Raw genomic sequence first — 17,334 nt, 5'->3', positions numbered from 1 at the left:
CTTTATTCATTTTGCAACCAAACTGTCATTTTTTACAGTGCTCTTTTACATTGACAAACATCTATCAGGAAATTATAATAAAGCTGTTTCCCGCTGCAATACAGGCGGGTCATGTTTGTGCGATTTTATTATCGAGAGGAGTAACAACATCATGAAAAAAGCTATTGCTTTGGTCATGGCTGCCTGCCTGGCTTTCGGCCTGGTAGCCTGCGGCGGCGCTTCCAGCACCGCTACTTCCACTTCCACCGCTTCTTCTGCTGCCTCCACTTCCGAGGCCGCTTCCTCCGAGGCTGCTTCCTCTGAGGCCGCTGCCACCGAGGCTGGCGTGAAGACCGGTATGGCCATCGTTTCCAGCACCAGCGTGTCCGACGCTGACGCCGATGCTGACGGCAAGGCTCAGGTTGACAGCACCGCCGCCGCCGTTCTGGTTGGCGAGGACGGCAAGATCATCAGCTGCAAGCTGGATGTTGCCCAGAACAAGGTTGCCGTTAAGGCTGACGGTTCCTTCGACACCACCGCTACCTTCAAGTCCAAGCAGGAGCTGAAGGAAGACTACAACATGAAGGGTGCTTCCGGCATCGGCAAAGAGTGGTACGAGCAGGCCAACGCCTTCGCTGAGTACGTGGTTGGCATGACCGCTGAGGAAGTTCGCGCCATCGAGGTTGGCGGCGACCACAACGGCCCCACCGACGCTGACATCGCTGCTTCCTGCACCATGAACGTGACCGACTTCATCGAGGCCATTGCTCAGGCTACCGAGAACGCTCAGGTTCTGGGCGCTTCCGCTGACGACACCCTAGCTCTGGGTCTGTCCACCGAGTTCAGCTCTTCCGCTGTTCTGCCCGCCGACAACGAGGGCGAGGGTCTGGTTCAGACCGATACCACCTACGCTGCCGTGACCACCGACGCTGACGGCAAGATCACCAGCAGCATCTGGGATTGCACCCAGGCCAAGTTCAACACCACCGAAGAGGGTGTTGTAACCGCTAAGGACGAGACCATCGTTCCCAAGCAGACCCAGAAGGAAGCTTACGGCATGACCAACGCTTCCGAGATCGGCAAGGAGTGGTACGAGCAGGCCAACGCCTACGCTGCTTGGCTGGTTGGCAAGACCGCTGACGAGGTTGCCGCTGTTGAGACCAACGCTGAGGGCCACAATGGTCCCACCGACGCCGACATCGCTGCTTCCTGCACCATGGACGTTCGCGAGTTCAACAACGCTGTTGCCAAGGCTCTGGCCTGATCAGCAGCTTGCGCATCACGGCGTGATCTGTTAAAATAAAAAAACGGCCAGGCCCCGGCGGTCTGGCCGTTTTCTGTTTTTTCTATCCGGGCACGCCCTTCGGTGCGGGGCCCGAATCTTCACACGGAGGATTTTTTGTTGCTATGGTAAAACGCCTTCTCTGCGCGGGATGCGCCGCTGTGCTGCTGGCCGCTTCGCTGGCCGGCTGCGGCAGCACCGCTTCCCCGTCCGCTTCCGCCTCTTCGGCCGCTTCGGCCAGCGCCGACCCGGCCATGGCCGGCTGGGAAAAATACACCGCCAGCTGGTACGATGTGTTCGACACCGTGACCACCGTAATCGGCTACGCATCCAGCGAGGAGGAATGGGACCGGCAGATGGACGCCCTGCATCAGGATCTGGCCGAATACCACCAGCTGTATGATATCTACAACCACTACGAGGGTGTGACCAATCTGTACGATCTGAACCACAGCGCCGCGCAGGGGCCTGTGGCGGTGGATCAGCGGATCATGGATCTTCTGGTGGAATCCAGGGAGATGTACAAGACCACCAGCGGCCAGATGAACGTGGCCTTCGGTGCGGTGTTGAGCATCTGGCACGATTATCGGGAAGCGGGCCTGAATGACCCGGACAGTGCCCAGCTGCCCCCCATGGAGCAGCTGACCGCCGCCAGCGAGCATTGCAGCATCGACGATCTGGTGCTGGATGAAGAGGCCGGTACCGTCTACTTTGCCGACGATCAGCTGCAGCTGGACGTGGGCAGCGTGGGCAAGGGCTACGCGGTGGAAATGGTGGCCCGGGCCGCCGAGGAGCGGGGCCTTGCCAGCGCCATTCTCAGCGTGGGCGGCAACGTGCGCACCATCGGCCACAAGCCGGACGGCAGCCGATGGACTGCCGGCATTCAGGATCCCTGGGCCTCGGCAGAGCTGGCCGGTCAGGTGGTGAACGATGCGCCCTATCTGGTGTCCGTTTACATGGAGGACATGGCGCTGGTGACCAGCGGCGACTACCAGCGCTTCTATGAGGTGGACGGCGAACGCTACAACCACATCATCGACCCGGACACTCTGATGCCTGCGGACCACTTCTCCGCCGTGGCGGTGCTGGTGCCGGATTCCGGCCTGGGCGACTGTTTGTCCACCGGCCTGTTCTGCCTGTCGCTGGAGGACGGGCAGGCGCTGGTGGAAAGCCTGGACGGTGTGGAGGCCATGTGGATGCTGAAGGACGGCTCGGTGGTCTACTCCTCCGGCTTCGGCGATTCCGTCAAGGCCACGCTGGAGGGCTACGAGCCCTGATCTCATGAAAAAAATCCCTCTGGAAATTTTTTCAGAGGGATTTTTCTTTTGCTTATTCTTTTTCTTTTGCTTATTCGCCGGAAAGCAGAATCCGGTCGTCGTCCAGCTGCCTGCCCGCGTTTTCCCGGAACAGCCGCAGCAGATCCTCCACCGAAAGGCCGGCCCGCTGCTCGCCCTTCAGATCCAGCACGATGCGGCCGGAGTCCATCATCAGGGTGCGGTTGCCCAGCTCCAGCGCACTTTGCATGTTGTGGGTGATCATCAGGCAGGTGATCCGGTTTTCCGCCACGATGCGCCGGGTCAGCTCCAGCACCTTGTCGGCGGTGGCCGGATCCAGCGCGGCGGTGTGCTCATCCAGCAGCAGTAGCTTGGGGGTGACCAGCGTGGCCATGAGCAGGGTCAGCGCCTGCCGCTGGCCACCGCTCAGAAGGCCCACCGGCTGGCTCATCCGATCCTCAAGGCCAAGGCCCAGACCGGCCAGCTTTTCCCGGAACAGCGCCCGCTCGGCCTTGCCGATGCGGCCGAAGCTGGCGCCCTTGCCGCTGGCCCGCAGATAGGCCAGCGCCAGATTCTCCTCAATGGTCATGCGGGGTGCGGTACCCCGCAGCGGATCCTGGAACAGGCGGCCGATCTGGCGGCTGCGCCGGTGCTCCTTTTCAAAGGTGATGTCCCTGCCGTCCAGCACAATGCGGCCGCTGTCGGTGAAGAAGCTGCCCGCAATGGCGCCGAACAGGGTGCTCTTGCCCGCGCCGTTGGAGCCCACGATGGCGGCAAAGTCCCCCGGCTCCAGATGCAGGCTCAGCCCGTTCAGCACGTGCTTTTCGTTCACGGTACCGGGCGAGAAGGTCTTGCTCAGATTTTCCAGATACAGCATCTCAACGGCCCCCTTTCTGTTTTGCGGCGGCTTTGCGCTTTTCCAGCCGCAGCCGATCCGCCAGTGCGGGCCAGCCGATGGCCACCGCCACGATCACCGCGCTGATCAGCTTCAGATTGGCCGGGTTGGCGCTGGCCCGCAGGGCAAACACCATCAGCACCCGGTAGATCACCGAGCCCACAATGGCCCCGGCGATGCAGCGGCCCACACCGCCCCGGCGCACCACCACCTCACCGATGATCAGGCTGGCAAGGCCGATGACCACCACGCCGGTGCCCAGGCTCAGGTTGCTGGACATCTGGTACTGGGCCAGCACACCGCCCGCCAGCGCGGTGAGACCGTTGGCCAGACACAGACCCACGGTGATGGTGAAGGAGGGGTCGATGGAAGAAGCGGAGACCATATCCCGGTTGTCGCCGGTGGCCCGGATGGAAAGGCCCAGCTGGGTCTTCAGGAACAGCGCCAGCAGCACGCCCACCACACAGGTGATGAGGGCCACGGTGATCAGCTTGCCGTAGCTTTCGCCCAGCAAAGCCTGGGTGTAGGTGAAGATGGTGTCCACCTTCAACAGGGGCAGGTCGGCCCGGCCGCCCATCACCCACAGGTTCACGGTGTACAGGCCGGTCATGGTGATGATACCCGCCAGAATCGCCTGAATTTTAAGCCGGGTATGCAGAAATGCGGTGACAAAGCCCGCCGCAAGGCCCGCGGCAAAACCGCCCACAAGGCCCAGCACCGGCTGGCCCACACTGCACAGCGCGGCGCTCACCGCGCAGCCCAGCACGAAGGTGCCGTCGGTGGTCAGGTCGGCAATGTCCAGCGTCCGGTAGGACAGATACAGCGCGAGGGCGACCAGAGCGTAGATGAAGCCCTGTTCCACCGCCCCCTGCAGCAGCATGATGCTCATAACTTGATTCTCCCTTTCAACACACGGATGGCCCGCCGCTTTTGGCGGCGGGCACGGATGCTCCGGTTTTTACTCCACGCTCACATAGCCCTCGCCGGACAGATCAAACACATTGGGGTCAATGCCCAGCTCCCTGGCGGTGGTGGTGTTCACGGTCACGATGCCGTCGTCCATCACCTGCACCGGCATGGTGGCCGGATCCTCGCCCTGCAGCACCTGCACCGCCATCTGGGCGGTCAGCTGACCGAGCTTTGTGTAGTTGACGCCGGTGGTGGCAAGGCCGCCGTCCCGCACCATGCTGTCCGCCGCGGTGTATACCGGCACGCCGCCCTTGATGGCCTCGTCCGCCAGCACGCTCATGGCGCTGGCCACCGTGTTGTCGATGGGCACGAAGATGGCGTCCACGCCCTTGCTCACCAGATTCTGGGCGGCCATCTGCACCTCACCGGGGGTGGTGACGGTGCTCTCCACCGCCTCGATGCCCTTTTCCCGCAGCGCCGGGCGCAGGCCCTCGATGGTAGTGACGCTGTTGGTTTCGGCCAGATTATAAATGAGGCCGATGGTCTTGGTATCCGGGTTGTTGGCCAGCACCAGATCCAGAATCTTCGCGGTGTCGATGTAATCGGAGGTACCGGTCATGTTTTCGCCCGGTTCCTCCATGCTCTTGGCCAGCTGGGCCGCCACCGGATCGGTGACCGCGCTGTACACCAGCGGAATGTCGGTGCCCTGCACCGCCGCGGCCGCCGCAGTGGCCGCCGGGGTGGCGATGGGGATGATCAGGTCAACTTGATCCGACACGAACATCTTGCAGATGTCGTTGATGGTGGCCGCGTCGCCCTGGCCGTTTTTCAGCTCCACGTTAACGGTCACGCCGGCGGCCTGCGCCTGCTGCTCCAGCTCGGACTGGATGGCGGCGGCGATCTCGTCCAGACTGGAATGGCTGGTGTACTGTAAAATTCCCACGGTATAGTCTGCCTGCTGGCCGTTGTCCACGGCAACGGATGCGGATGCGGAAGCGGCTGCGCCGCAGCCGGCGAAGCTCAGCGCCAGAGCGGCGGCGGTAAACAGGGCGGTCAGTTTACATTTCATATTTTTCATGGTCGGTTGTTCCTTTCTTTCTGGTCACAGGTGGATGAGCGTATTCTTTTCAACATCCCGCCCGCCATCGTGTGGAAAACCGGTTGTTTTCGGCATAGCGTTTCATGCGTGTGCCCTCCTTTGGTGCATCGTGGTCGTGTAGCCGCCGGGGCAAAAACAAAAGGACCTGTTCTTTGCCCATGGCGATGCCATGAGCAAGGACAGGTCCTGAATCTCTTCAAAACTTGCGGTGCCACCTTGCTTGCTTCCAAAAAACGGAAGCCACCTCACCGGGCGCCAACACGCCCTACCTCTGTAACGGGAGGTCCCGGCTCAGGCTACTGAAAACGCGTTCGTTCGCCCTGCCCTCGGCGGCCCATTTCAGGCCTTTCGGCCCCCTGCCCCGCTTTCTGCCCGGTTCCCAGCATCCCGGACTCTCTGGAAGTGCGCTGTGCAGTTTTATCTCCGCCTCATCGGTTTAGGCTCATTAAACCACAGGCCGCCCGGTTTGTCAAGAGCATTTTAACAGTTTACTGCAAAAAAGCATTTTGTGTGTTTCTTTTCGGAAATATTACATTTTGTATAATAAAACAGATGTGTAAATTTGGCTCAACCACTGGCCCCAAGGCCCCGGGTGGTGTATAATAATAAATGCTCTGTTGCAAAAACAAACCAAAAGGGGGAGCAGTTTCTCCCCTTCAGAATCAGGAGGAAATTCCGTTGAAACATGCAATGATCCGTTTGGCCGCTCTGGCCCTGGCCATTTCCATGGCGGCCGGTCTCACCGCCTGCGGCGGTTCCGCTGCTTCCGGCAGCACCAGCGCCAGCTCTTCCGCCGCGTCTGACTCTTCTTCCACCAGCGCCGCTTCTCAGGTGGAGATCGAGTACTCCAAGAACCTGACCGAGGACGGCAAGTGGGTGGACATCAATCTGACCGATTATGTGACCCTGCCGGACTACAAGAACATCACCATCCCCGCTGACGAGATCAACCCCACCGAGGAGGATCTGGAGAGCCAGCGTCAGGCTTTTGTGGAGCAGTACGCCACCCCCACCGAGATCACCGACCGTGCCGTTGAGGACGGCGACCAGGTGAACATCGACTACGTGGGCAGCGTGGACGGTGTGGAGTTCACCGGCGGCAACACCAATGGCGCCGGCACCACCGTGACCGCCGGTTCCACCGCCTATGTGGATGATTTCCTGACCCAGATCATCGGCCATACGCCCGGCGAGACCTTCGACGTGGTGGTTACCTTCCCCGATGACTACAACGATTCCACCGACGCCGACGGCAACACCATCGTTCTGGCCGGCAAGGAAGCCGTGTTCAAGACCACCATCAACTACATCGAGGGCGACCCCATCTATCCCGAGTTCAACGATGCCTTCGTGACCGAGAACCTGCAGAGCCAGTACGGCTGGACCACTGCCGATCAGGCCAACGAGGAGATCAAGAACACCCTGACCGAGTACAACAAGGCCCAGTACCTGCAGAACTACCTGCTGGAGAACGCCCAGGTGAAGGAAGTTCCCGAGGTGATCACCAACACCCTGCTGGAGCATGAGGAAGCCAACCTGACCAACACCGCCGCCACCAACGGCCTGCCCGTGGAATACCTGCTGATGATGTACGGCTACGAGAGTCTGGATGCCTTCCGTGAGGACTTCAAGACCCAGTACACCGATCAGATCAAGCTGCAGATGATCTACGAGGCCATCGCGGACGCCGAGGGCCTGCAGCCCACCGAGGACGACCTGAAGGACGTATTCGGCGACAACTACGATCTGGCGCTGGAGACCTACGGCGGCACCGCCTACCCCATGCACCAGCTGCGCATCGACAACGGCTACAACTTCGTGATGGAGAACGCCACCGTGGCCTGATTGCCGCTCGATTCCATGCAATAACAAAGCCGCCCGCCGGAAATTTTCCGGCGGGCGGCTTTTTGCTGTTGTTTGTGCGAAGGGCTCAGTTCTCCTCCACCCGGGCCAGCTGGGCCAGGTCGTAGGGGGTATCCTGATACACATAGTAGTTCAGCCAGTTGGTGTAAAGCAGGAAGGCGTGGGCCCGCCAGCGGTAAAGCGGCTCTTTGGCGGGGTCGTCGTCCGGGTAGTAGTTTTTGGGCGGCTGGATGGGCAGCCCCTTGTCCACATCCCGGCGATACTCCGCATCCAGCGTGAACTTTTCGTATTCCGGATGGCCGGTCACGAAAATCTGCCGGCCGGACTCGGTGCTCATCAGGTAGACGCCCGCCTCGTCGCTCTCGGCCAGAATGCGCAGCGCACCGCAGGCCTCGATCTGGTCCCGCCGCACGCCGGTGTGCCGGGAGTGTGGGGCGTAAAACACCTCGTCAAAGCCCCGCACCAGCGGGTTCGCGGGCCGCAGCACCCGATGGGGAAACACGCCGAACATCTTCTGGGGCAGCAGCTCCTTCTGGATCCCAAAGTGGTAATACAGCGCCGCCTGCGCGCCCCAGCATACATGCAGGGTGGAATACACATTGGTTTTGGAAAATTCCATGATGCGGCACAGCTCCGGCCAGTAGTCCACCTCTTCAAAGGGCAGCTTTTCCACCGGAGCGCCGGTGATGATCATGCCGTCGAACCGCTGGTCCTTCACCTCGTCGAAGGTCTTGTAAAAGGCGGAAAGATGCTCGCCCGCCACATGGGTGGCCGCATGGCTGGCGGTGTGCAGCAGGGTCAGCTCCACCTGAATGGGGCTGTTGGCCAGCAGCCGGGCCAGCTGTGTCTCGGTGGCAATTTTGGTGGGCATCAGGTTCAGCGCCAGAATCCGCAGCGGGCGGATCTGCTGGCTTTCGGCCCGCTGGCAGTGCATTACAAATACGTTTTCCTGCCCCAGCGCCGTATAGGCGGGCAGGTTTTGCGGGATGATCAGCGGCATGGCTCGCTCACTCCTTTGGTTTGATCGTCCGGCACGCCGCCCTCCAGCGCGAAGAACAGCGCAGAGGGCATGGCCAGCAGAAAGGTGGGCAGCAGATAGCGGATCTCGTTGGTGGACGCTGCCACCACCACCGAGGCAATGTTGCACACCACCGGCAGCAGCGCGGGCCAGCGGCGCAGCATACCCCGCCCGCTGCCGCAGAAAAAGGCCACGGCCAGCGCCGCCAGACAGAACACATGGCTGAAGGGCCCAAGGCCCCGATCCAGCCGCCACACATTGGTGTTGTTGCGCAGGATCTCGGTGGTGCACAGCCAGGGGTTCTGCAAAAACAGCTCCAGATACAGCTGCAAAATCTCCTTCGGGTTCTGCCCCGCAGCCAGAATGAACAGGTTGTTGAACACATCGTTCACACCCTGGCTGTCCTCCAGAAGGGGCGCGAACCGGGCTTCCCGCTCGCTGGGCGTATAGCTGCCCAGGTCCCGGGTCCAGCAAAGGCGCTGGGCACGGGTGAAGTGGGCCGTGTCCGGGTTTTCCAGGCAGTGGGCCACATAGTCCATGGGCAGAAGCTCTTCCATGCGGCGGCGCTGTTCCTCGCTCATCTCGCCGCCCCGCTGATCCACTGCCACAATACCGGTGGCATACACCTGCACCGCAAAGCCGTTGGCCGGGTGCTGCACCCCCAGAAGGGGCGCGGCCACGCCGTCCACCGCGAAGATACAGGCGGCGCACACCGCCACGGTGGCCAGCAGACCTTTCTGCCGGCGGTAAATTCCCCGCGCCAGCAGCCACAGCCCCGCCGCCAGCACCAGCACAAAGCCGTTGTGGCGGAACAGGCCGGTGAAGGCCAGCGCAGCGCCAAAGCCGATCCGATGGGGCCAGGAAAAGCGCAGATCCCCCGCCAGAAGCCGCATGATGTAATAGAGCACCACACCGGCACAGAGGGCGGCGGGCAGATCCTTGATGGGGCTTGCCGCCGCCTGGCCCACCACCGGGCCAAGGCAGCCGCCGCACAGGCAGGCGGCAATGCCGAACAGCCCCATGCCCCGCCGGTAAAACCAGGCGGCAAAGGCGGTGAGCAGCCCGGCCAGCGCCAGCAGCTGCACCGCTACCAGCAGCCCCGGCTGCCCGCCCGCAAGGCCCAGCAGCAACGTGTGGGCCAGGGTGTGCACGTCGTTCAGGGGCAGCTCGCCCCGCAGCATCTCCAGCTGGTATTCCAGATCAAAGCTGCTCTCGTAGGGGAATACCCTCGCCCAGTAAAGAGCCAGCGGAACCAGCACCGCCAGAAAGAACCACAGCCCCGGGAAAGCCGGGCGGGTGGTTTCACGGGCCGAACGGGCCTTCCGGGCCATCCGGCGCAGCGCGCAGACCAGCGGCGGGCCAATCAGCATCCCCAGCACAAGGCCGAGGGCAAGGCCCTTGTAAACCGGCCAGTACCAAGCGGCATAGTAAGCGTCCGCAATGGGCTCCAGCAGCATCACCGCCGCCAGAACGGCCCCCAGCGCCAGCGTGGGCAGAAGCCAGCCCCGGCCCTTCCAGCTTTCGGCCCAGAAGGAGGGCTTCCACCATTGCCCGGCCACCGCCGCAGCTGCCAGAGCCAGCGCCCCGGCCAGCCAGGGATGGCCCAGCGCCAGCAGGCCGGCACAGCCCCAACCGCACAAAACGCCCGGCACCAGTGCCCGGAGAACTCCGGGCGCCGGCGGGGCGCAGTGCGCTGCCAGTTTGTGCAGCGTCTTGTTCATTCTTATACCTGCTCCAGAGCCTGAGCGATATCCTCGATCAGATCCTGCGCATCCTCCAGACCGCAGGACATACGCACCAGATCCGCGCCCACACCGGCGGCGGCCAGCTCGGCGTCGTTCATCTGGCGGTGGGTGCTGCTGGCGGGATGCAGGATGCAGGTGCGGGCATCGGCCACATGGGTCTCAATGGCGCCCACCTTCAGGTGCTTCATGAACACCTCGGCAGCGGCGCGGCCGCCCTTGATGCCAAAGCTCACCACGCCGCAGCTGCCATTCGGCAGATACTTCTGGGCCAGGTCGTAATACTTGTTGCCGGGCAAGCTGCAGTAGTTCACCCAGCTGATCTTGGGATGCTGCTCCAGATAGGTGGCCACGGCCAGCGCGTTCTCGCAGTGGCGCTTCATGCGCACATGCAGGCTCTCCAGGCCCAGGTTCAGGATAAAGGCGCTCTGGGGGCTCTGTACGCTGCCCAGATCGCGCATCAGCTGGGCGGTGGCCTTGGTGATGTAGGCGCCGGCCAGACCAAACCGCTCGGTGTAGGTCACGCCGTGGTAGCTCTCGTCCGGGGTGCACAGGCAGGCGAACTTCTCCGGGTAGGCGGTCCAGTCGAACTTGCCGCTGTCCACAATGCAGCCGCCCACGGCAGCGCCGTGGCCGTCCATGTATTTGGTGGTGGAATGGGTCACGATGTCCGCGCCCCACTCAAAGGGCCGGCAGTTCACCGGGGTGGCAAAGGTGTTGTCCACGATCAGGGGCACGCCGTGGGCGTGGGCCGCCTTGGCGAACTTCTCAATGTCCAGCACGGTCAGCGCGGGGTTGGCGATGGTCTCGCCGAACACGGCCTTGGTGTTGGGCCGGAAGGCGGCGTTCAGCTCCTCCTCGGTGCAGTCCGGGTCCACAAAGGTAACCTCGATGCCCATGCGCTTCATGGTCACCGCAAACAGGTTGTAGGTGCCGCCATAGATGCTGGCGCTGCTCACCACATGGTCGCCGCAGCCGGCAATGTTGAACACGGCGTAGAAATTGGCCGCCTGGCCGCTGCCGGTGAGCATGGCGGCAGTGCCGCCCTCCAGCTCGCAGATCTTGGCCGCCACATGGTCGCAGGTGGGGTTCTGCAGGCGGCTGTAGAAATAGCCGGATGCCTCCAGGTCGAACAGCTTGCCCATGTCCTCGCTGGTATCGTATTTAAACGTGGTGCTCTGGATGATGGGAATCTGGCGGGGTTCGCCGTTGCCGGGGGTGTAGCCGCCCTGGACGCATTTGGTATTGAAACGAAGATCCATGATCGTTTTCCTCTCTTCTTTCATTGGAGTTGCGGCGCCGAAAAACAGACCGTATATCCAGTATTTTACTGGATTAAAGCACATCTTGCAAGAGCCCGGCCCCCTGCCGGAGCAAAAACCTTTTGCAGGAACCGGCCAATTTTCCTGAACAATGTTCACAATCGTTCGTATCTTGTGCCTTTTTTCGGTTTTTGCATTGACAGCACGTCGGGATCCGGCTATAATGAACATCGTTCATTATCAATCTCGGGCCCTTTGGCCCCTTTCATTCAGAGAGGAGAACCAACCATGACCACTCAGCTGATTGCTGCCATTGTTACCATCACCCTTGCGCTGTGCTTTTACACCGTGGGCGTATTTTCCGAGCGCCGGGCCCACAGCCTGCAGAAGCGCCATGTGATTCTGTTCTGGTGCGGCCTTGTGTTCGACACCACCGGCACCACCATCATGTCCACCATGGCCCACGGCTCCGGCCTGCTGAGCCCCCACGGCATTACCGGCGCGCTGGCCATCGTGCTCATGCTGTTCCATGCGGTGTGGGCCACGCTGGTGTATGCCCGCGGCAACGCCGAAAAGCAGCAGAGCTTCCACCGGTTCAGCATCGTGGTATGGCTGATCTGGCTGATCCCCTATGTGCTGGGCATGTTCCTGGGCATGCAGGGCTGATGGAACGAACCCCCTAAACGGCAAAAGCAGCCGTGCGGAAAACGCCGCACGGCTGCTTTTCGTTTTTGTATTCACGGGTTCGCCTTGCTCTCCATCAGATCGTTCATCTGGCGCAGAGTCTGCAGGCAGTTCACCGCCAGCGTATTGAAGTAAAGGCTGTCCTCCAGGCGGCCAAAGGCCTGGGGGCTTCGGCCGGTATCGAAGAAGGGCACCAGCTCGTTTTTTGTGTAGCTCAGCTTGATGCGCAGGATTGCGTCCTCCAGGTTGTCCAGCACCTCGGCGGCCATCCGGCTGTAACCGGTGTTCAGCAGATGGGGCCGGCTGCGCAGATAGGCGTTGATCTGCTCGATCTCACTGACCAGCTGCCGGTTCATGGGCAGCATCTGGCTGTAAAATTCCTGTTCGGAGCGGTTCATCCCCTTCAGCCCGGTCTGGATCTCGTTTTCCACCAGATGAGAGCGCACCATCCGTTCCCGCATCCGGTTGGGGTCGTAGGCGCCGGTGCGGCAGTATTCCCGCACCTGAGCCAGCATGCTCAGGTCCAGCTCGAACAGCTCCTCCACGCTTTTGGAAAACTCCCGCCCGGCGGTGTTGGGCAGCAGGAACCGGTTGGCCAGCGCCGCGGTAACGGCTGCCAGCGCCACACAGGCCAGCCGCAGCGTCACCGATTCCATCAGCCCCAGCCGCATCTGGGCCAGCGTCATGCCGTAGCAGGTGCTGTATACCGTCATGGTCCAGGAGGTAACCGGCGCGTAGTACATGAAGCAGGTCATCACCGCCATGATGAGGATGTATTCCGGCATGGTGTGGAACAGCGACATCAGCAGCACCGACACCACCGCGCCGCCCAGCGTGCCCCGAATACGGTTGCCGATCTTCATCCGGCTCTCCTCCGCGTAGGGCATCAGCATCAGGAAGGCGGTCATGGGGTACCAGTAGGCATGCTCCAGCCCGGTGAGCCACACAAAGCCGAAGCCCAGGCACAGCACGGCGGACAGGCGCACCGCAAACCGGTTGGTGAACTGATCCAGCCCGAAGGCATAGCGCACAGCCTTCACCTTGTTCTGGTCACCGGGCAGCGCCCAGTCCTTCTGCGGGCGGGTCGGGTGCACCTGCTCCAGCGCCTGAAGCGCCACACCGAACACCCGCAGAATCTCGCCCATGGCCTCCTTCTGCCGCTCATCCTTCAGGCCCGGCTCATTGTGCAGCTGCTCCAGCTGCGCCCGCAGCGCCGAATTTTCCGGCCCGTTCAGCTCCCGTTCCGCCCGGCGGAACAGCTCGGCCAGCCGCAGAAGCCAGTCCGCGTCCGCCGCGTCGGGCACCTGGCCCGGCGTGATGAAATGGTCGGTGAAATAATAGAATCGCTGGAACACCAGCATGAACAGATAATTCACCTTGCCGTAGCCGTTGGCCAGATAGGTATAGCCCCGGCTGCCATAGATCACCTGATTCATGTGGATCAGCATGGGCGGCAGCGCGTCGTGCTCGGCGCTCACGCTCTCGCCCCGGGCCAGCTTTTCCAGCTGGCGGCACAAATTGTCCATACCTTTTCGCACGGTTCCGAAGTGCCTGCGCCGATGGATGATTTTTGCGTGGAGCCACAGCGCAACCGTTACCACCGAAAGGCCGTAGACCAGCACCCCCAGCTGCACCGGCAGCTGCTCCGGCTCCACCGGAACCAGCTGCAGAAAAACGAACTCCATACCGTAGGCAAAATAGGCCTTGGGGCTGAACTTGGAGCTGAGCAGATACACCAGCACAAAGGGTACCACCAGATTCAGCGCCAGCGCCCACCACAGGCCCCGCCCGGCCGCAAAGGCCGCCAGGCACACCAGCACCATCTGCACCGCGGTGCGTGCCATCTCCCGGGGGCGGAAATCCTGCCGGTGACGGGTGCGGAACACCAGCGTCAGAAAAGAAGTCATCACCACATAGCGCACCCCGAAGATGCCCCAGATGCTGAACAGCAGTGTAAGCGAAACCAGAATGGTGGGCAGCGCCGCCGCCCATTTCGCCCGGATGGACGGCATCCACCTGCTGGTGAACTCCTTCCAGAAGGCAGCCCACCTGCTCCCGCTCATCGCATCAGGCGGCGCACGGTGCGCTCGCCTTTTTCGGTAAAGGGCGGGAACGCAACGCGCATGGGGAAAAGCCCCCGCCGCAGCACGCTGCGCTGGTGGGAAAAGGTGAGAAAGCCCGCCTGCCCGTGGTAATTGCCCATGCCGGACTGACCCACCCCGCCAAAGGGCAGATCCGGGTCCAGAATATGGCCGATGGTGTCGTTCACGCTCACGCCGCCGCTGGCGGTGGAATCCAGCACCCGGCGCACCAGCGCCTTGTCCCGGCTGAACACATACAAGGCCAGCGGCTTTTCGCCTTTGTTAATGATCTCCAGCGCCCCGTTCAGGTCGTCATAAGCGAACACCGGCAGCAGCGGGCCGAACAGCTCCTCCTGCATGCAGGCCGCGTCCATGCTGTTTGGGCAGAGGATGGTGGGCTCGATGTACCGGTCGGCTTCGTCCACCCGGCCGCCGAACCGGATGGCTTCCCTGTCCGCTTCCAGAATGCGGCCAAGCCGCCGGATGTGGCCCTCGTTCACGATGCGGCCGTAGTCCGGGCTCTTCTGGGCATCCGGGCCGTAGAAGCGCCGGATGGCCGCTTCCAACCCCTGCAGAAATTCTTCCTGAATGCTCCGGTCCACCAGCACATAGTCCGGCGCCACACAGGTCTGGCCCGCGTTCATCAGCTTGCCCCACACGATGCGCTCACAGGCGGTGGCAAGATGGGCATCCCTTGCCACGATCACCGGGCTTTTGCCGCCCAGCTCCAGCGTCACCGGCACCAGATTTTCCGCGGCGGCCTGCATCACGATGCGGCCCACCCGGGGGCTGCCGGTGAAGAAGATGTAATCAAAGCGGCTGTGCAGCATCAGGGTGTTGTTCTCGATGCCCGCAGGCACGCAGCACACATACTCCGGCGGGAAGGTCTCGGCCAGCATGGCCGAAACCGCCTCGGCCACATGGGGGGTAAGCTCGGAGGGGCTGACCACCGCGCAGTTGCCTGCCGCCAGCGCCTCGGCCAGCGGCTCCAGCAGCAGCTGCACCGGGTAGTTGTAGGGGCCCAGAATGTACACGCAGCCGTAGGGCACCGGCTCCACAATGCTGCGACCGGGGAACAGCTGCACGGGCGCGAATTTTGCGCGGGGCTTCATCCAGCGGGCCAGATGGCGGCGGATGTGAGAGATGCCCGCCAGCACCATGCCGATTTCGCTGGTGTAGCTCTCGAACCGGCTCTTGCCCAGATCCTCCTTCAGGGCCGCTTCCAGTTCCGGGGCATGCCGCTCCAGCGCCTTGTACAGCGCCTGCAGCTGCCGCAGCCGGAATTCCAGCGGGCGGGTGGCTCCGGTGGCAAAATATGTTTTCTGTGCGTCCAGAAGCGCACGGGCGGATGTTTCGTTCAGTCGTTCAGTTTTCATGAAGTTCTCCTGATTCCTGCCTGTTTTATATGGTTATCGTCTTTTTTACTATACCATAAACACCCGAACAAGACAAAGCCGCCCCCTGCGGCCGGGGAAATAAGTCATTCTTTTTACCCGTTATTTCTCTTGTGAAACAACGCCTTCTGTGCTACAATCAGAAAAGAACCAGCCTGTGGCACCCGCAGGCGAAACGGCGGAATCGCCGTAAGCCTCGACGCATTGATCTGCGCCGCCGGGTTCAGATTTTAAAAACGCATTTTCCCGGTGCCCCCCTGTCTCTTCAGGGCGGTGGGGCGCCGGTATTTCGGATTCATTCACGGGAGGGCTTGTTTATGAAACTGATGAAAACCGAGGACGCGGTGGGCCAGGTGCTCTGCCACGACATCACCCAGATCATTCCCGGGGTCAAGAAGGGCCCCGTATTCAAAAAGGGTCATGTGATTACTCCTGAGGACGTGCCGGTGCTGCTGAGCGTGGGCAAGGATCACATCTACATCTGGGAGAACGACGAAAACCACCTGCACGAGAACGACGCGGCCGAGATTCTGCGTCAGCTGTGCCAGAACGAATACATGAGCGCCAGCGAGCCCAGCGAGGGCAAAATCGAGCTGACCGCCCAGGTGGACGGCCTGTTTCTGGTGGACACCGAGCGGCTGTTCCGCCTGAACCGGCTGGGCGAGGTGATGGTAGCCTGCCGCCACGGCGGCTTTGCGGTGAAAAAGGGCGACAAGCTGGCCGGCATGCGGGTGATCCCGCTGGTGATCGAGACCGCCAAGATGGACGCTGCCCGCGCCGCTGTGGGAACCGAGCCCCTGTTCCGGCTGGTGCCCTTCCGGGAGCTGAAGGTGGGCGTGGTGACCACCGGCAACGAGGTGTTCTACGGCCGCATTCAGGATTCCTTCACCCCGGTGATCGAACAGAAGCTGGCGGAATACGGCTGCCGGATGGCCTGGCATACCGTTCTGAACGACGACCACGAGAAGATCACCGCCGCAGCCAACCAGATGCTGCGCGAGGGCGCGGACATGGTGCTGTGCACCGGCGGCATGAGCGTGGACCCGGACGACAAGACCCCGCTGGCCATCAGGAACACCGGCGCCCGCGTTGTGAGCTACGGTGCGCCGGTGCTGCCGGGAGCCATGTTCCTTTTGGCCTACGCCGAGGGCGACCGCCCGGTGTGCGGCCTGCCCGGCTGCGTGATGTACGCCAAGCGCACCATCTTTGATCTGGTGCTGCCCTATCTGGTGGCAGGCGTACCGGTGAGCGCCGATCAGCTGGCCGCTTACGGCAACGGCGGGCTGTGCCTGAGCTGCCCGGTGTGCACCTTCCCCAACTGCGGCTTCGGCAAGGCCTGACCCATTCTTTTGATAAAAGGAGTATTCTTATGCCGTTTACCCATTTAAATGAAAAGGGCGAAGCCATCATGGTGGACGTGACCGACAAGGCCGTGACCCACCGCACCGCCGTCGCCTCCGGGCGCATCTCCATGAGCGCCGAATGCTATCAGGCCGTGAAGGAGGGCAGCGCCAAAAAGGGCGACGTGCTGGGCGTGGCCCGGGTGGCGGGCATCATGGCCACCAAGCGCACCTCCGACCTGATTCCTTTGTGCCATGTGCTGGCGCTGACCAAGTGCGCCGTTGATTTTACTCTGGACGACGAAAGCCACTCCATCACCGCCCGCTGCACCGTGCAGTGCGAGGGCAAAACCGGCGTGGAGATGGAGGCGCTGACCGGCGTTTCCACCGCGCTGCTCACCGTATACGACATGTGCAAGGCCATGGACAAGCGCATGGTCATTTCCGACATCCACCTCTGCGAAAAGCAGGGTGGTAAAAGCGGCGACTTTGTATTCTGAGCCGCGCATTTT

At 62.0% G+C, this 17,334-nt stretch carries 13 protein-coding genes and 1 pseudogene; 6 read left to right on the top strand and 8 right to left on the bottom strand.

Features of this window, described 5'->3' with window-relative positions:
• Nucleotides 1–151 precede the first annotated feature (151 nt).
• Both EDD77_RS02220 and EDD77_RS02215 read left to right on the top strand, forming a co-directional pair.
• Complete coding sequence (locus EDD77_RS02220) at nucleotides 152–1,243, top strand: hypothetical protein (RefSeq protein WP_058962843.1); 1,092 nt, start codon at nucleotides 152–154, stop codon at nucleotides 1,241–1,243.
• Nucleotides 1,244–1,386: 143 nt separating this feature from the next.
• On the top strand, nucleotides 1,387–2,538 hold the full coding sequence (locus EDD77_RS02215) for an FAD:protein FMN transferase (protein ID WP_058962844.1): 1,152 nt from the start codon (nucleotides 1,387–1,389) through the stop codon (nucleotides 2,536–2,538).
• A gap of 70 nt (nucleotides 2,539–2,608) precedes the next feature.
• Here the strand turns inward: EDD77_RS02215 and EDD77_RS02210 are convergent, their stop codons facing one another.
• The 3 genes from EDD77_RS02210 to EDD77_RS02200 all read right to left on the bottom strand — a co-directional run bounded on the left by EDD77_RS02210 (nucleotide 2,609) and on the right by EDD77_RS02200 (nucleotide 5,417).
• A complete protein-coding gene (locus tag EDD77_RS02210) occupies nucleotides 2,609–3,412 on the bottom strand; it encodes an ABC transporter ATP-binding protein (RefSeq protein ID WP_058962845.1) in 804 nt (267 codons plus the stop codon).
• 1 nt (nucleotide 3,413) lies between these two features.
• A complete protein-coding gene (locus EDD77_RS02205; protein WP_058962846.1) occupies nucleotides 3,414–4,319 on the bottom strand; it encodes an ABC transporter permease in 906 nt (301 codons plus the stop codon).
• Between the two features lie 69 nt (nucleotides 4,320–4,388).
• Nucleotides 4,389–5,417 (bottom strand): ABC transporter substrate-binding protein, encoded by a 1,029-nt coding sequence (locus EDD77_RS02200; RefSeq protein ID WP_242868289.1) that lies wholly within the window; start codon nucleotides 5,415–5,417, stop codon nucleotides 4,389–4,391.
• Between the two features lie 699 nt (nucleotides 5,418–6,116).
• Between EDD77_RS02200 and EDD77_RS02195 the strand changes: the two genes are divergently transcribed.
• Nucleotides 6,117–7,283: a trigger factor gene (locus EDD77_RS02195; protein WP_058962847.1), complete on the top strand. Its 1,167-nt coding sequence runs from the start codon at nucleotides 6,117–6,119 to the stop codon at nucleotides 7,281–7,283.
• 85 nt (nucleotides 7,284–7,368) lie between these two features.
• Here EDD77_RS02195 and metA read toward each other — a convergent pair whose 3' ends face one another.
• Genes metA through EDD77_RS02180 form a run of 3 tightly spaced genes read right to left on the bottom strand, consistent with a single transcriptional unit; the run spans nucleotide 7,369 to nucleotide 11,323 of the window.
• Entirely contained in the window at nucleotides 7,369–8,301 is a 933-nt protein-coding gene (gene metA, locus EDD77_RS02190) for a homoserine O-acetyltransferase MetA (protein WP_058962848.1), read from the bottom strand.
• Nucleotides 8,292–10,040: a hypothetical protein gene (locus EDD77_RS02185; protein ID WP_058962849.1), complete on the bottom strand. Its 1,749-nt coding sequence runs from the start codon at nucleotides 10,038–10,040 to the stop codon at nucleotides 8,292–8,294. The genes metA and EDD77_RS02185 overlap by 10 nt, the downstream gene beginning before the upstream one ends.
• Before the next feature lie 2 nt (nucleotides 10,041–10,042).
• On the bottom strand, nucleotides 10,043–11,323 hold the full coding sequence (locus EDD77_RS02180; protein WP_058962850.1) for an O-acetylhomoserine aminocarboxypropyltransferase/cysteine synthase family protein: 1,281 nt from the start codon (nucleotides 11,321–11,323) through the stop codon (nucleotides 10,043–10,045).
• Between the two features lie 288 nt (nucleotides 11,324–11,611).
• Between EDD77_RS02180 and EDD77_RS02175 the strand changes: the two genes are divergently transcribed.
• A complete protein-coding gene (locus EDD77_RS02175; protein WP_058962851.1) occupies nucleotides 11,612–11,989 on the top strand; it encodes an HsmA family protein in 378 nt (125 codons plus the stop codon).
• Nucleotides 11,990–12,060: 71 nt separating this feature from the next.
• Here EDD77_RS02175 and EDD77_RS02170 read toward each other — a convergent pair whose 3' ends face one another.
• Both EDD77_RS02170 and EDD77_RS02165 read right to left on the bottom strand, forming a co-directional pair.
• Entirely contained in the window at nucleotides 12,061–14,019 is a 1,959-nt protein-coding gene (locus tag EDD77_RS02170) for an FUSC family protein (protein WP_058962852.1), read from the bottom strand.
• Nucleotides 14,020–14,066: 47 nt separating this feature from the next.
• Nucleotides 14,067–15,467, bottom strand: a pseudogene (locus EDD77_RS02165) (aldehyde dehydrogenase family protein); the annotation flags it as partial.
• Between the two features lie 332 nt (nucleotides 15,468–15,799).
• Here EDD77_RS02165 and EDD77_RS02160 point away from each other — a divergent pair.
• A complete protein-coding gene (locus tag EDD77_RS02160) occupies nucleotides 15,800–16,822 on the top strand; it encodes a molybdopterin-binding protein (protein WP_058962854.1) in 1,023 nt (340 codons plus the stop codon).
• Between the two features lie 29 nt (nucleotides 16,823–16,851).
• The gene (moaC, locus tag EDD77_RS02155; protein ID WP_058962855.1) at nucleotides 16,852–17,322 is read left to right on the top strand and encodes a cyclic pyranopterin monophosphate synthase MoaC; all 471 of its coding nucleotides are present in this window, start codon (nucleotides 16,852–16,854) and stop codon (nucleotides 17,320–17,322) included.
• Nucleotides 17,323–17,334 lie beyond the last annotated feature (12 nt).

This window comes from Allofournierella massiliensis, assembly GCF_004345265.1.
GTDB lineage: Bacteria > Bacillota > Clostridia > Oscillospirales > Ruminococcaceae > Allofournierella > Allofournierella massiliensis.
Note: the sequence above shows the minus strand (reverse complement) of the source record. Positions and strands in the feature narration are given on the sequence as shown.